This window comes from Psychrobacter glacincola, assembly GCF_904846075.1.
Taxonomy (GTDB): domain Bacteria; phylum Pseudomonadota; class Gammaproteobacteria; order Pseudomonadales; family Moraxellaceae; genus Psychrobacter; species Psychrobacter glacincola_C.
The window spans coordinates 905,968-922,380 of the sequence record NZ_CAJGZH010000001.1; the positions used below are offsets into that span (position 1 = coordinate 905,968).

At 42.7% G+C, this 16,413-nt stretch carries 11 protein-coding genes, 1 tRNA gene and 2 rRNA genes; 11 read left to right on the top strand and 3 right to left on the bottom strand.

The genetic code is table 11. The features are described from left to right. Window positions 1–132 precede the first annotated feature (132 nt). The 9 genes from JMW85_RS03970 (at window position 133) to JMW85_RS04010 (ending at window position 8,861) form a co-directional block, all read left to right on the top strand. A 23S ribosomal RNA gene (locus JMW85_RS03970) occupies window positions 133–2,994 on the top strand. Window positions 2,995–3,185: 191 nt separating this feature from the next. Continuing rightward, window positions 3,186–3,300, top strand: a 5S ribosomal RNA gene (rrf, locus tag JMW85_RS03975). Window positions 3,301–3,520: 220 nt separating this feature from the next. After that, a complete protein-coding gene (locus JMW85_RS03980) occupies window positions 3,521–3,874 on the top strand; it encodes a hypothetical protein (protein ID WP_201581002.1) in 354 nt (117 codons plus the stop codon). Between the two features lie 106 nt (window positions 3,875–3,980). After that, the gene (locus tag JMW85_RS03985; RefSeq protein WP_201581003.1) at window positions 3,981–4,505 is read left to right on the top strand and encodes a glutathione S-transferase family protein; all 525 of its coding nucleotides are present in this window, start codon (window positions 3,981–3,983) and stop codon (window positions 4,503–4,505) included. A gap of 557 nt (window positions 4,506–5,062) precedes the next feature. Beyond that, window positions 5,063–5,896 (top strand): TIGR02391 family protein, encoded by an 834-nt coding sequence (locus JMW85_RS03990; protein ID WP_201581004.1) that lies wholly within the window; start codon window positions 5,063–5,065, stop codon window positions 5,894–5,896. 18 nt (window positions 5,897–5,914) lie between these two features. After that, complete coding sequence (locus tag JMW85_RS03995) at window positions 5,915–7,090, top strand: HEPN-associated N-terminal domain-containing protein (RefSeq protein ID WP_201581005.1); 1,176 nt, start codon at window positions 5,915–5,917, stop codon at window positions 7,088–7,090. Between the two features lie 160 nt (window positions 7,091–7,250). After that, on the top strand, window positions 7,251–7,664 hold the full coding sequence (locus tag JMW85_RS04000; protein WP_201581006.1) for an OsmC family protein: 414 nt from the start codon (window positions 7,251–7,253) through the stop codon (window positions 7,662–7,664). Window positions 7,665–7,668: 4 nt separating this feature from the next. Then, window positions 7,669–8,130 carry a flavodoxin family protein gene (locus JMW85_RS04005; RefSeq protein WP_201581007.1) on the top strand — a complete coding sequence of 154 codons (462 nt, stop codon included), beginning with the start codon at window positions 7,669–7,671 and terminating at the stop codon, window positions 8,128–8,130. Window positions 8,131–8,198: 68 nt separating this feature from the next. Continuing rightward, window positions 8,199–8,861, top strand: a complete 663-nt coding sequence (locus JMW85_RS04010) for a DUF938 domain-containing protein (RefSeq protein ID WP_201581008.1) — start codon at window positions 8,199–8,201, stop codon at window positions 8,859–8,861. Window positions 8,862–8,956: 95 nt separating this feature from the next. Here the strand turns inward: JMW85_RS04010 and ppc are convergent, their stop codons facing one another. After that, a complete protein-coding gene (gene ppc, locus JMW85_RS04015) occupies window positions 8,957–11,746 on the bottom strand; it encodes a phosphoenolpyruvate carboxylase (RefSeq protein ID WP_201581009.1) in 2,790 nt (929 codons plus the stop codon). 94 nt (window positions 11,747–11,840) lie between these two features. Then, window positions 11,841–12,632 carry a dienelactone hydrolase family protein gene (locus JMW85_RS04020; protein WP_201581010.1) on the bottom strand — a complete coding sequence of 264 codons (792 nt, stop codon included), beginning with the start codon at window positions 12,630–12,632 and terminating at the stop codon, window positions 11,841–11,843. 312 nt (window positions 12,633–12,944) lie between these two features. Here JMW85_RS04020 and JMW85_RS04025 point away from each other — a divergent pair, with 312 nt between their 5' ends. Further along, entirely contained in the window at window positions 12,945–15,032 is a 2,088-nt protein-coding gene (locus JMW85_RS04025; RefSeq protein WP_201581011.1) for a catalase, read from the top strand. 245 nt (window positions 15,033–15,277) lie between these two features. Next, entirely contained in the window at window positions 15,278–16,066 is a 789-nt protein-coding gene (locus JMW85_RS04030; protein ID WP_201581012.1) for an MBL fold metallo-hydrolase, read from the top strand. 63 nt (window positions 16,067–16,129) lie between these two features. Here the strand turns inward: JMW85_RS04030 and JMW85_RS04035 are convergent. Then, window positions 16,130–16,205 (bottom strand) — tRNA-Lys (locus tag JMW85_RS04035). Between the last annotated feature and the right edge of the window lie 208 nt (window positions 16,206–16,413).

Sequence of the window (16,413 nt, forward strand, 5' to 3'; positions counted from 1 at the left end):
GGGTGAGTGATTAAAAAAAGTAAAGAGAACTGAATCAAGCGTATAAACATAGGTGATATCGTTATCATAATTAGATCTTATGACACTTTGAAGTCAACACTTATTTAAAGTCGAGACTACTTGGGGTTGTATGGTCAAGTAATGAAGCGCACATGGTGGATGCCTTGGCAGTCAGAGGCGATGAAAGACGTGACAGCCTGCGATAAGCTTCGGGGAGGCGGCAATATCCTGTGATCCGGAGATTTCTGAATGGGGAAACCCACCTACCATAAGGTAGGTATCTTGTACTTGTACAAGAAGCGAACGAGGGGAAGTGAAACATCTCAGTACCCTTAGGAATAGACATCAAATGAGATTCCCCTAGTAGCGGCGAGCGAACGGGGAGAAGCCGATTAATGCTAATGTAGAAGAACAGCGTGGGAAAGCTGACCGTAGTAGGTGATAGTCCTGTATTCGAAACATTAGCGTTAACATATTAAGTAGAGCGGGGCACGAGAAATCCTGTTTGAAGATGGGGGGACCATCCTCCAAGGCTAAATACTCCTGACTGACCGATAGTGAACCAGTACCGTGAGGGAAAGGCGAAAAGAACCCCTGTGAGGGGAGTGAAATAGAACCTGAAACCGTGTGCGTACAAGCAGTGGGAGCCTTAATTTATTAGGGTGACCGCGTACCTTTTGTATAATGGGTCAGCGACTTATATTCTGTAGCAAGGTTAACCGTTTAGGGGAGCCGTAGGGAAACCGAGTCTTAATAGGGCGTTTAGTTGCAGGGTATAGACCCGAAACCGAGTGATTCTATCCATGAGCAGGTTGAAAGTGCCGTAACAGGCACCGGAGGACCGAACCCACTGTCGTTGAAAAGCCAGGGGATGACTTGTGGATAGGGGTGAAAGGCTAATCAAACTCGGTGATAGCTGGTTCTCCCCGAAAGCTATTTAGGTAGCGCCTCGGACGAACACCATTGGGGGTAGAGCACTGTTTCGGCTAGGGGGTCATACCGACTTACCAAACCGATGCAAACTCCGAATACCGATGAGTGATATCCGGGAGACACACAGTGGGTGCTAACGTCCATTGTGGAGAGGGAAACAACCCAGACCGCCAGCTAAGGCCCCAAATTCCTAGTTAAGTGGGAAACGAGGTGGGAAGGCATAGACAGCTAGGAGGTTGGCTTAGAAGCAGCCATCCTTTAAAGAAAGCGTAATAGCTCACTAGTCGAGTCGGCCCGCGCGGAAGATGTAACGGGGCTCAAACTAGGAGCCGAAGCTGCGGATTTGAATTTGTTTTCAAGTGGTAGGGGAGCGTTGTGTAAGCCTGTGAAGGTGTGTCGTAAGGCATGCTGGAGGTATCACAAGAGCGAATGCTGACGTGAGTAACGATAATGCGAGTGAAAAGCTCGCACGCCGGAAGATCAAGGGTTCCAGTCCAACGTTAATCGGGGCTGGGTGAGTCGACCCTAAGGCGAGGCCGAAAGGCGTAGTCGATGGGAAATCGGTTAATATTCCGATACTTGTTTATAATGCGATGGAGGGACGGAGAAGGTTATGTCAGCCTGGCGTTGGTTGTCCAGGTGAAAGGATGTAGGCTTGTGGCTTAGGTAAATCCGGGCTACAACATGGCTGAGATCTGATAGCAAGCTGTACTTGTACAGTGAAGTGGCAAATACCATGCTTCCCAGGAAAAGCTTCTAAGCAATAGTTATAAACGAATCGTACCCTAAACCGACACAGGTGATCAGGTAGAGAATACCAAGGCGCTTGAGAGAACTCTGCTGAAGGAACTAGGCAAAATGGTACCGTAACTTCGGGAGAAGGTACGCTGCTGATGGTGATAGGACACGCTCCTTGAGCTGTTGGCAGTCGCAGATACCAGGCTGCTGCAACTGTTTATTAAAAACACAGCACTCTGCAAACACGAAAGTGGACGTATAGGGTGTGATGTCTGCCCGGTGCTGGAAGGTTAATTGATGGGGTTAGCGTAAGCGAAGCTCTTGATCGAAGCCCCAGTAAACGGCGGCCGTAACTATAACGGTCCTAAGGTAGCGAAATTCCTTGTCGGGTAAGTTCCGACCTGCACGAATGACATAATGATGGCAGCGCTGTCTCCAGCAGAGACTCAGTGAAATCGAAATCGCAGTGAAGATGCTGTGTACCCGCGGCTAGACGGAAAGACCCCGTGAACCTTTACTACAGCTTTACATTGAACTTTGACCTGACTTGTGCAGGATAGGTGGGAGGCTTTGAAGCCGAGACGCTAGTCTCGGTGGAGCCAATCTTGAAATACCACCCTGGTCATGTTGGGGTTCTAACTCAGGTATAACAATACCGAGGACAATGTATGGTGGGTAGTTTGACTGGGGCGGTCTCCTCCTAAAGAGTAACGGAGGAGTACGAAGGTGCGCTCAGACCGGTCGGAAATCGGTCGTAGAGTATAAAGGCAAAAGCGCGCTTAACTGCGAGACCCACAAGTCGAGCAGGTACGAAAGTAGGTCTTAGTGATCCGGTGGTTCTGTATGGAAGGGCCATCGCTCAACGGATAAAAGGTACTCTGGGGATAACAGGCTGATACCGCCCAAGAGTTCATATCGACGGCGGTGTTTGGCACCTCGATGTCGGCTCATCTCATCCTAGGGCTGAAGCAGGTCCTAAGGGTATGGCTGTTCGCCATTTAAAGAGGTACGCGAGCTGGGTTTAGAACGTCGTGAGACAGTTCGGTCCCTATCTACCGTGGGCGTTGGAAATTTGAGAGGATCTGCTCCTAGTACGAGAGGACCAGAGTGGACGAACCTCTGGTGTTCGGGTTGTCACGCCAGTGGCATTGCCCGGTAGCTACGTTCGGATGGGATAACCGCTGAAAGCATCTAAGCGGGAAGCCCACCTCAAGATTAGATTTCCTAAAGAGCCGTTGAAGACTACGACGTTGATAGGCAGGGTGTGGAAGTGCAGCGATGCATGTAGCTAACCTGTACTAATTGCTCGTTTGGCTTGACCATACAACACCCAAGTAGTTTGTATGAAAGCTCTAATTAATCTATCTTGTATAAGCGAAAGCTTATAGAATAAAAGAAAGAATATTTCGATATCACCTTTAACCTTGATTCAGTTAGGTTGCAAGTTGATCGACCATAAACTAAACACTTATAGTCAAACAATAAAAATAACAGACTCATATCTAACCCCCTTTGCTGACGACAATAGCATGATGGCACCACCTGATCCCTTCCCGAACTCAGAAGTGAAACATCATTGCGCCAATGGTAGTGTGGGTTCGCCCATGTGAGAGTAGGTCATCGTCAGCTCTCTATTCAAAGTAAAACCCCCTTCTGCATAAGCAGAAGGGGGTTTTCTTTGTGCACGAGAAAAATGCAGTATAGTATTCTCTCTGATATCGGTTTAAAGTAGATAAGGAAAACAATGTTAGGCTTATGAGCAAGTAACTGAGATTATTAATCTTTTAGCATTTTTAAAGGTTAGTTTTTTAATAAAATTAAGCTAGAAAGTAAATTAGGACATAAACCGATGTTAATTATTAAACTGACTGATAGAAGAGAAACCTTAGATGATATTGAGAAAATATGTCTATATTTAACAACGCACAAAGAGTTGTTGCCTTTGATAACCAAAGAAGCAGGTAAAGATATTTCTTATATTTTAAAGCCAACATTTAAAGCTGATCATAACGAAGCTGAAAAGAAATCGCACTGGGAAAAAGTGTTTAATGAATTTACGTTAACTGACAACAAGGGCGATGAACTTCGTTTTCATAGAGAGAAGCAAACAGACGCGCTATACTTTGGTACTAAGAAAGGATTTGAGACCCTAACAAGTATCAATAATGATGAACCTGCTATTAAAAGTATATTTAATAGCTAAAGCGATTAGTGATTTTCTACTAATTGATTGAGCTTTGATCTAAGATATATTTTGGTCGGATAGTAAATTACTATCAATCTCTGTCAACTTTAGAACGGAGTCTGTTTTGTTTAAACTTTACTATTACCCAAACAATGCGAGTTTAGCACCACATTTTTTGCTCTATCATGTGAAAGCGGATTATGAGTTAGTGTTGGTTGAAAGAGAGAGTAACCGTCACAAATCAGCTGACTATCTGAAGCTAAATCCAGCTGGACGTATTCCAACTCTGGATGATGATGAGCAGCCAATTTTCGAAAGCCTCGCCATCTGCGTTCATATTTGTGAATCATACCCAGAGTATGAGTTAATACCAGCAATTGGCGACCCTAAACGACCATTGTTTTTTCAGTGGCTCGCATTTTTAAACAACACACTGCAAGCGGAACTGATGGTTCGTTATTATCCACATCGCCATACTAATAACGAGAGCAATATACCCAATATTATATCTGCTCAAAATGATCGTATTGGAGAGGCATTGTCGATAATAGACAATCAGCTTGATTCTAAGGAGTTCTTGCTTGGTGAAAAGCTATCAGCATGTGATTATTTCTTATTTATATGTTGGCGGAGTGGTCATTGGTATTAGAAAAATCACCTATGACGTATAAAAATTTGGCAGTGTATCTAAGTCGATTAAGTGCAAACCCTAGTATAAAAGCAGTATGTAAGTTTGAAGAGATAGATCTGACTCCATTCAAAATATAATAATACGCAGTTATTAAAGCTATAATCCAGAACTTCTAAGAAAGCGTTAATCCACTAAAGGAGAATTCATGTCGATTTGGTCACTGGTTCTAATATCATTTTTGCATATTACGATTGGTGAGGCGTTTTCACTTGGTTTTCTCTTTTACATTTGTGCAGAAAATAGTCTTGTGTTATCCAAATTTGAAAATAAAGCTCTGTTTATTTTACTCATCGTATATACAGCTTCTTTGTTAGTGAGTATCGGACTGGCTATTTACTTTTATATCGTACTTAATAGTGAGTCATACTATTTGTGCTTTTCATTATCTTGGGGATTGCTCATACTGCTCTTAGGTTATTGGACATATATTTCAGCGAGGTTTAGCTAATAGTTTGTTTAAGATAATTTGGCTATGAAGGATGTTTCTACTATAGATTAGGTTGAGGTAAAGGGAATTGATTAAAGCTAAATTTGCAGGTATTCAATATTTAGGCGAAAGTGGTATTACGCAAATATGTAAAAATGCAGTCATACAGCTCATACATGCTGATGAGAAAATACAAGACGTAAAAATACTTACCTTTGAAGAAACCTATTCAAAAGTCCATGCATTGTTGTTAACCATTGAATATGATATTCAAATAATAATTAAGAGTGGCTTTGCTTCTGGTTACAATGGAGAAGCACCAAAAGGATATGCATATGTCTTAAATTTGTTGAAGCAATATACAGATAATATAAACGAATATATTATTCCTAAATCAATTTTTGAACGTATATCTAGCTCAAGTCTAACAATGAAAGATTTAGAATATATCAATAATATTGATCAAGTTCGTCCTGCTAGGTGGCATGATTCTGCTTACCTTGATAAGGAACGTGAATACAATGTTTTTAGTGAGTTTCCTCTCACTATTCCTATGGCTTTACTGGACACACGCCTTATTGAGTTGGCGTCAGATTTCAATGAAAATCCGGATAATGCAATTATGGGTGCATACCGAAAGCTGGAATCTATTGTCAGAGACCGTACAGGCTTACATAATGAAAGTAGTGTCAAGCTATTTGCAAAAGCATTCCAAGGCGACGATTCGATTTTGTGTTGGAAAAACTTAGATTCAGGTGAATGTAGAGGTAGAGCATCGCTGTTTTCCAGTGTCTTCATGGCTTATCGTAACAATCGGGCACATCAAGAACCTCGTCATAATCTAGGCGATGATATTCGAGAGTTTATGCTAATAAATCAGTTATTCATTTTAGAAAGTGCAGCAGTAATAAGATACGCGTAATGGCGAGAGGAGGAAGATTTGGGATATTACTCAGACTTGTCGATTACTATGCATGAGTCGCCTCAGCTTAGTGGGCTTAATAAATCGATATGTGTAGATTGTGTTTTAGACGATGAACTCGTTAGTCTAGTTGCTAATAATCTTAGTTCAAATTCATGTTCATATTGTGGAGAAGAAAATGAAGAAGGTGATTTGATTGCCGCTCCATATAATGTAGTGATGAAACGAGTATATGACTCAATATTTCAGTATTACGAAGATGCGCAAAAGGTAGGTATGCCGTGGGTTGAGAAAGAATGGTTGATACCAGAAACCAATATATCGGAAATTATTTGGGATTTTGACCCTGGTTGGTGCGGAGAGTTTTGCGAAGATTTGATAAGCAGCGCTGATTCAAGTCTGTATTTAGTAGAGCATGTCAAAAATGACTGGTCTATTGAAAGTTCGTCTTCAGCATTATCATATGGTTGGTCATCTTTTAAAAATCAAGTTCTATACAAAACGCGCTATTTATTTTTGTCTGAACCCGAAGATGAATACTCCTTTGGTAGACCTGATTATATTTCTATTTCAAGTATGCTCAATGCTCTTGGAAAACTTTGTAATAAAGAAAAACTTGTTACTACTATTCCTGCTGGAACTGAGTTTTATCGGGTCAGAGTCAACCGAGAAAAGGAGGAGTTCACGGAGTTTTGTGATATCGGCGTACCTCCAGAAGGAAAAGCTAGTGCTGGTCGTATGAATCCAGCTGGTATTTCTTATTTCTATGTGGCTTATGATCAAAGTACAGCTGAAAAAGAAGTAATCACAGATGCGACAGAATGGTCAATTGCTAAGTTTAAGCTAATAAAAGATATTCAAGTTATAGATTTCGTTGATATACCAAAAATACCAAGTATTTTCGAGCCTGAAAAGTATGATGCTAGGCAAAATATGTCGTTTCTTCATTCGTTTGTAAATGAGTTGACTTTACCTGTTACAAAGGATGGTAGAAAGCATGTCGAATATGTACCGACACAAATTGTGTCTGAGTATTTTAGATTTAGATTCCAAACTGAAAATGCGCAGCCTATTTTAGGATTGCGTTATAGCAGTGTGAAGAATGCTAATGGTATCAATATTGCGGTATTTGATTCAGAGAATGAGTCACTAGAAAAGAGTTTTGAGTTAGTATCTATCAAAAAGAATTGCTAACAAACTACTTATGAATGCTTTGCAATTCATGGCATTGCACTTGAGTATAAGAGCGGTGATATCACACAATCTATGATAAGAGTTGTGTACAACGATACTATTGATATTTTCTCCATGCTTACTATATTTTAATAGTTAACTCCATTTACCAGAGAAACCTATGACCACATCAAAAGTGACCTACCAAGGTGATTTGCGCACCACCGCCATTCACTTGCAATCAAACAATGAAATCATCACCGATGCGCCAACGGACAATCAAGGCAAAGGCGAGGCATTTTCACCGACTGACTTGCTAGCCACCAGTTTGGCCAGTTGTATGTTGACCATCATGGGTATCAAAGCCCGTGACATGGATATTGATCTTGCAGGAACCACGGCTGAAGTGACCAAAGTCATGGCTGCTGATCCAAGACGCGTGAGTGAGATCCATATCATCGTGACGTTCAACAGTGCGCTTGATGATAGAACGCAAACAATCTTTTATAACACCGCATTGACTTGTCCAGTCGCCAACAGCATCCACGCTGATATCACGCAGAACTTAACGTTCCGCACGGCTCGTGGCCTTTAACGCTATGGCAAAAACGTTATTGATTGTCGCTCATGCGCCGTCGCCCAACACTGAAAATTTGGCGCAAGCGGCGTATGCTGGTGCCAATCATCCTGATATAGATATCAATGTTATTTTGAAGTCGCCGCAGGACACGCAGCCTGAAGATGTATTGGCTGCTGATGCGCTACTGATCGGTACCACTGAAAATCTAGCATATATGGCAGGGCTGACCAAAGACTTCTTTGATCGTTGTTATTATCCTGTGCTAGAAGAGAAGCAAGGCATGCCATTTGCGTTATATATACGCGCAGGACATGATGGTACGGGCACTAAGCTTGCAATGAAGACGATTACGACGGGGCTGCGTTGGTCATGGATTCAAGAGGCGCTGATACTACAAGGTGATTGGCAGGACGACTTTACCGAGCAAGTAGAAGAGCTTGCCATGACTTTAGCTGCTGGCGTTGAGGCGGGTATTTATTAATAGCATATTATTGCCAATAATTCGCGAAATATGCTACAAACGTAACGGGCAGTCTGAGGAGAGTTTCAATGCAAAACGATCATCTAAACAGTGAAGTGGATATCGACGCGTTGCCATTCTCTCAAGCGTGTGAGAATAATAAACAGCCCATTCTAGAAGTACTCCAAAACGAGCTAAAAGGCTTCACGCACGTGCTAGAGATTGGCTCTGGAACGGGTCAGCATAGTGTTTACTTTGCACCGCGTTTACCTGAGATACAGTGGCAAACCAGCGATGTCATTAGTAATCACCGTCATATAGCTGCTTGGCATCACGCCTATCCTGCGCCCAATTTATCTCTGCCATTAGCGTTTGATTTGGCTCACGACACAGTACCTATCAATAGTCAGTCAGCAAATAGCAATATAGCCAAGCCTTATGATGTGATATTTACGGCAAATACGCTGCATATCATCAGTTGGGCTTTGATTGAACGGTTATTTGTACTGGCCAGTGATGCGCTACCTGTGGATGGTAAGCTGATTGTTTATGGCCCATTTAACGAAAATGGCAACTATACCAGTGAGGGTAATCGTCAGTTTGATCATAGCTTGCGCCAGCGTGATGCTAACAGTGGCATCCGTCATTTAGAAGACGTTATAGATTTGGCAAATACACATCATTTAACATTAAGTAAGCGTCATGCGATGCCATCTAACAATCAAATATTAGTATTTATAAAACTTTATTAACGTAAAAAGCTGAGTGGATTCACTGTGATAACACCATGAATCCACTCAGCTTTGATATAAGTTTGAATCAGTAAAGACCAACCTATTTATAAATACTAACCTGTATTGCGTAGCCCTGCTGCCAAGGCGTTGATACTACGAATTAATGCATCTTCGACAGCAAGTCTATCGTTATTTTCTAGATTGTCATTATCAGTGTTATCGGATTGGCGCATACGTTTGAGTAGCTCAATCTGGATATAGTTGATGGGGTCTAAATAGGCGTTACGCCATTCTAATGACTGAGCCAAGTCTTGTTGGTTTGAGAGTAAAGACGCTTGTTCTAGCAAGGAGTTGAGACCTGCGTGAGTCAGTTCATGCTCATCAATCACTGCCTGCATTACTTGCTCACGTAAGCTTTCGTCTTTACATAGTTGACTGTATGCACGGGCGATATTCATCTCAGATTTTGTGAAGGCCATTTCGATATTGCTGATAAAAACATTGAAAAACGGCCAGTTTTTATTCATCTCTTTCATTAATGCTTCGTCTTTTTTGACGCTATCTAATGCACTGCCCACGCCATACCAAGCGGGAAGGGTAAAGCGTGCCAACGACCAGCCAAATACCCACGGTATCGCTCGAATCGTCGATTTGCTCGGCAGTCCTTTTTTACGGTGAGCAGGACGCGAGCCAATATTGAGTAATGAAATCTCTTGTACTGGCGTGGCTTCAGAATAAAACTGATAGAAGCCTTCTGTATTATCCGTTAACTCTCGATATTGCTGTTCGCCTGCATCTGCTAAATCAGCAAACAAGGCTTCATAGCTATCAAGCTGTTTAGGTTGTTCAACAAACCGTGACGAGCTGGCTTTTAGGGCACCAGTGATTCCCATGGTTAATTCAAACACGGCGGTATCTGGATTGGCATACTTGGCGTAGAGCACTTCGCCTTGTTCAGTGAACTTGATTTGTCCATTTAAGGTGCCAGCAGGCTGCGCGGCAATGGCTTGATGGGTTGAGCCACCACCACGACTGACGGAACCGCCACGACCATGGAACAGGCGGGTGGTGATACCATATTGATTGGCGATATCGGTGATGGTTTGCTGGGCGCTATACAGCTGCCAAGCGGAGGTAATAATGCCGCCATCTTTAGAGGAGTCTGAGTAGCCGAGCATAATCTCTTGAATGTTTCCTGAATGCTCAAGTAGCTCACGATATAGCCGATTGTCCAACACCATTGGCATAATCTTATCGATATTTTTTAAATCTTCGATGGTTTCAAACAGCGGCGCAACCGGTAGGGCAGAAAATAAATGTCCGTTCTCATCAATACCCGATAAGCCTGCAAAACGCATCAGTAGCAGCACCTCTAATAGCTGACTGGCGTTATTGGTCATCGAGATCACATAGCTACCAAAAGTGTCGTCGCCAACCAGTTTACGCAGTTTAGCGACAGAATTCATCAGAGCAAGCTGTTCGTGTGTTTGCGCGCTCAAGTTGTCGGTATAAATCAGCGGTGCACCTGGCTTTTCTAGCAAACGGGTTAGCCATTCTTGACGCTCTGTTTCGCTGAGTGTTCGATAGTCGGGCAGATTCGAGGCGCTAGCAAAAATATCTGCAATGACTTCGCCGTGATATCCTGAATCTTGGCGAATATCCAGCGAGGCCAAATGGAATCCACAGGTTTTGACTAGGCGAATGGTATCAAGCAGTAAGCCTTCGCCATGCGCCTTGTCATGGGTATTGACACTTTTGCGAATGAGTCGTAAATCATCTAGCAAGGCCGTCGGTGTTGAGTAAGCATCTTGTGCAGCCTCACCATCTGTGCCTTGGCTTTGGATATGCTGGTTGGTCGCTTTTATTTTAGCCAGAATAATGGATAGTAATCTTCGGTACGGCTCATTATTGTAATCATCAGGATTGTAGCAAAAGACTTTTTGATCGAGTGTGCTGTAGTCTTTGATACGGGTATAAATCTCTGGAGCGATATCGACGATAGTATCGCTATGAATCAGCTCACGACGCAATTTTCTGACCAATACTTGGTAATGGCGTAGCACGGTATTAGCATGCATCAATATCGCCATTTCAGTGGTTTCATGGGTGACGAATGGATTACCATCTCTATCGCCGCCAATCCAAGAGCCAAAACTGACAAAGGCGGGTAAAGGGTAGTCGATTAACTCAGGATAGATATCGATAATAGCATCTTTGATATTACGATAAACTTTGGGAATGGCAGTGAATAAGCTGGCGTCAAAATAGTGTAAGCCGTTGTTTATTTCATCATAAACCAGAGGTTTTCGGCTGCGAACTTCGTCTGATGACCACAGCAAGTCAATGGTTTCTGCCGTCTTTTGCTTAGCTTGCATAAAGGCCAGACTGCCTTCGGGATAGTCGCTCATAGCATCGGTATGCTCATAGAGGGTCTGCAAGATATTCATGGTGGTGCGTCTACGGGCTTCGGTAGGATGAGCCGTAAAAACAGGAATAAATTTAAGGTGATCAATAAGCTCTTTTATTTGCGCAGGTTCGATTTGCCGCTCACGGCACTCTAACAAGGTACGGCGAAAGGAGCCTTCCCAGCTTTGATTGGACTGGGCACGCATAGTACGGCGCTGCTCACGTAGATAATTTTCTTCGGTTAAATTGGCTAGGAAAAAGTAAATAGAGAATGCTCGAATGACGTTTTTTAATGTTTGATTGTCCAACGAAGTGATGAGGTCAATAAGTTGTTGCTTATTTGCTTCATTATGCTCGCGGCGCTCCTGAATAAAGCCTTTGCGCAATGTTTCGATAGTACGTAGGGTATCCTCCCCAGATTGGCGAGAAATGGCCTCACCTAAAAATGCGCCTAACAATCTAACACGCGCACGCAATACGTCGTTCTTCAATAACATAATTGGCTTCCTTGGCTTTTAATCGACTCATTTATCAATGAGATAGGCTGGTTAATAATTAAGGGTCGCTGTTCTTATAGGATATAAATTAAAGTTATTTATATTCATTTGCTAAAAAATCCAAATAGCGTTTCCACGAGCGCTCATCTGCACGTGCATCATATCTATCACTGCCGAACACGCTAAAGGCATGTGGTGCACTACTATATGTCACCATCTCATGCGGTACTTTGGCGGCTTCTAGCGTCTTACCCAAAGTTGCGAAGCTCTCTAAAGAGACAGATTCATCAGCAGAGCCATGGAATACTAAGATTTCTCCAGTTGTCTTGTCATAACTTTGACCCGTTGGAATATCAAAGGCACCATGGAAGGGTACAAATGCTTTTTGCTCAAATCCTGAGCGCGCCAGCTCCAGAGCAACGGTACCGCCAAAACAATATCCCATGGTAGTGCCTTTACGCACATCATTACCTTGTAGTCTTCCAGCATTCAACGCACCTTGAAGTATGCGGCGCATTTTATTACGATCATCGTATAACTCCCCAGTTAAGCGTTTGTTTTCTTCAATGGAAGTAGGGCGAACGCCTTGCCCGAACATGTCTGCCGCCAATACGTTGTAGCCCTCAGTAGCTAACATATCAGCACGTTTGCGCTCATAGTCTGTCAATCCATCCCAATCATGAATGAGTAGGATAAAAGGCGCATTAGCTTTGTCGGCTTTGGCGTAATAGCCTTCGTATGCTTGATCATCCACGGTATAGGTAATATTTTTGGTCGTAATAGCGGCAGCTGTTTGGCTAAAAGTGAGTGCCATTAGTCCGATTGACGCACCCATCAGCAATGAGTGATAAGGTTTTTTGGACGTAGTCTTTGAAGTTGATAACATGGTAGGTCGCCTTATAATCGTATAAAAAAGATAAATAGTTGGCTAAAACCATGCCCATTTTATTTATCAACTGTTTTAATGCTTCCTAAGAGCATACCTTAAAAAATCACCACATGACAAGAATCTATCGTCAACGTTGAGGCTCTCTTTAAATACGCTGAAATTACGGTTTTATCACGGCTGCAAACTTTAACCAAATATCAACAAGGAGTGCCATGAATTAGTCATATTTTTTGGCTAACATTAAAGGTAGCTCTATACAAAAGTTCTAAAGAAATAGAGCCTACTTTTAATTACTAGCTAGGATGCATAATGAAAAATAATATTGATCATACTGACCCCGCTAAAGATATGAATACGGAACGTGGCAATGGCGGTGAGACTCACCAGCGCGCAGGGGATGACACTAAAGTGCTAACGACCCAACAAGGTGTCGTCATCTCTGACAATCAAAACTCTCTAAAAGCAGGCGCACGTGGCCCCACATTGCTAGAGGATTTTGTATTACGGGAAAAAATTCATCATTTTGACCATGAGCGTATTCCTGAGCGTATCGTTCATGCGCGTGGTAGTGCTGCTCACGGTTATTTTGAACTCACTGAGTCGCTCGAAAAATACACCACGGCGAAAATTTTGACTGAAACAGGTAAACAGACGCCTTTATTTACCCGTTTTTCTACGGTTGCAGGTAACAAAGGCTCAAAAGATACGCCACGTGATGTGCGTGGTTTTGCCGTAAAAATTTATACCGAAGAAGGCAATTGGGACATCGTTGGTAACAACATGCCGATTTTCTTTATTCAAGATGCGATGAAGTTCCCAGATCTTATTCACGCGGTTAAACCAGAGCCAGATCGTGGATTTCCGCAAGCCGCTTCGGCGCATGATACTTTTTGGGACTTTGTGTCATTAAGTCCTGAGACCATGCATAATTTAATTTGGTTGATGAGTGATCGTGCATTACCACGCAGTTTACGCATGATGGAAGGCTTTGGTATTCACAGCTATCGCTTAATCAACAAAGAAGGCAAGAGCACCTTTGTCCGTTTCCATTGGAAACCTGTACTCGGTGTACAGTCAACCACGTGGGATGAGGCGGTAAAAATCTCAGGCGCTGACCCTGATTATCATCGCCGTGATTTGTTTGAAGCCATTAATAATGGCGACTATCCTGAATGGGAGTTTGGCGTCCAGCTATTTACTGAAGAAGAGGCTGATAAATTCCCGTTTGATCATCTAGATGCCACCAAATTGATTCCAGAAGAGATGGTGCCCGTTAAAATCATTGGTAAAATGGTGCTGAACCGTTATCCGGATAATTTCTTTGCAGAAACGGAGCAAGTGGCGTTCTGTCCATCGCATCTGCCACCAGGTATCGACTTTAGTAATGACCCATTATTACAAGGTCGTCTGTTCAGTTATCTAGACACGCAATTATCACGTTTAGGTTCGCCTAACTTTGCCCAAATTCCAATCAATGCGCCGAAATGCCCGTTTGCCAATAATCAGCAAGATGGTCATATGCAGATGCAAGTACCTAAGACTCGTGTGCTCTATGAACCGCAAAGCTTAGATCCGACTAGACCGCGCGAAAGTGCCAAACGTGGCTTTGAATCGTTCCATGAGCAGTTGGATGATGGTGTGAAAGGTCGCGTGCGCGCAGAGAGCTTTGCCGATCATTATAGTCAACCGCGGATGTTCTATCGTAGCCAGACGCCAGCTGAGCAAGCGCACATTGCTTCTGCTTATGCCTTTGAGCTAGGTAAAGTAGATACGGCGCATGTACGTACGCGTATGCTGAGCCATCTGCCGCATATCGATGAAGACTTGGCAAATCGTGTGGCAACAGCGCTAGGTATGGAACTGCCAGAGCCTGCTGATGCCGCTGCTCCTGTACAGGATATGGCAACATCGAAAGCAGTACAAACGATTGGTCTAACGCCGAAAAGTTTACAAGGGCGTTTGATTGGTATCTTGGTCGCTAAAGGCTCCAAGCATAGTGAAATTAAAAAGTTCGAAGAGGCGGCAAAAGCGCAGGGTGCTAGCGTGAAAATCGTTGCGCCCAATAAAGAAGTTGTCTTAGATGACGACACTCGTATACAGGCTGATGAGCGTCTCGCTGGCGGTCCATCAGTGATGTTTGATGCGGTCGTTAGTATTATTATGCCAGAGCAGGCTAAGAAGTTAGCAAAAGACAGCTCAGCACTAGATTGGTTCAATGATGCTTATGGACATTGCAAAGCGATTGCTTATTGCGGGGCGACAGACGAATTTATCTTGAGTAAGTTACCTATCGAAAAAGACAGTTTCGTGACGCCACTGGCTGAATTGGATACTTTTATTGAGAATGCCAAATCTCGTCTGTGGGAACGTGAGCCAAAGGTTCGTGGTTTGGCATAAGGTAGTATTAAGTTTAAACTTCTGATACTTTCAAAATTTTACCGATTTAACGAAAACTCAGCCTTAGCGCTGGGTTTTTTTGATGGCAAGTTTTATAAAAAAGCAATTTATAGTCACAAGCGTTCACTCAAAGTCATTACAAGTTGAATGGTGGGCGTTATACTAAATCCTATTAAGGCGTGTTAAAAGCGTCTCCTATAGTAGGGATGCTATAACAGTGAGCAATCATGTAGCAGGGAATGCAAATGAGTTTATGTGAAATTGTACGTTTAGAAGGATATATCCAAAGTACTTATCTTGCGGTATATCCAGATAAAATCATGCTGCTGGACGGTGGTTGCCGCCCTGATGTAGCGATGGTATTAGATTATATTAGAACGACGTTACAGCGACCAATCAGCGATCTAAAAGTCGTCGTGGTGACCCATATGCATCCTGATCATGCAGGCGGCGCTCATCAATTTAGAAAAGAGACGGGCTGTATCATTGTTTCGGCAGAAAAAAAGCGTCAATGGTATCGCGGTATCGGTGGGCATGCCATGCATTTTGTGGACATAAATCTTGCGCATTATGTGGCGAGACGTCAAGGTCGCTCCCTTAAAAACCTGTATTATCCCGCCCGTCTCACGCCTGATATGACCGTTAAAGATGGGGATAGTGTGCCAAAATTTGATGAATGGCAAGTGCTGGAAACACCCGGACATACAGATCGTGACTTGTCTCTATTTCATGTACCAAGTCGGCAAGTCTATACGGCCGACCTTATTATCAAACTGCGTCATAAGTTTGTGGCACCTTTTCCTATTTATGATCCTAAAGTCTATATTCAGTCACTACAAAGAATAAAGGCGTTAAAACCTTCTATGGTCATGATGGCACATGGGCGCGAGCTGGCAATAGATGCAGCAACTTTTGATATGCTGATTACGCAAGCACCCAAGCATCCACGGACGATCAAAGACACGATTAAGCATAAGCTACTATGGCGAAAAGACACTGACTTCACTATTTTTAAACGAAACCATAAAAAATAAAGTGAAATTTTAAACAAAAAAAAGCCCAGTCATTATTAATGTAATGACTGGGTTTTCTAAATATGGTGGGCCGACCGCGACTCGAACGCGGGACCAATTGATTAAAAGTCAACTGCTCTACCAACTGAGCTATCGGCCCTGAGCGAAGATAAAATGAAGTATTACTTCATGTGAGTGCAAGAGGATTTACATTTTCGTAAATTCTAAAAACTCTATACCTTTACTAGGTTTATATCTACTACAAGATAAGCTTCCTTTAAGGCAAACTTATTAAAACTAGACATCTAAAAAATGTCTTTAAACTTAATTTTTAATATTAGGTCAATCAACATTAAAAGAGGCATTAA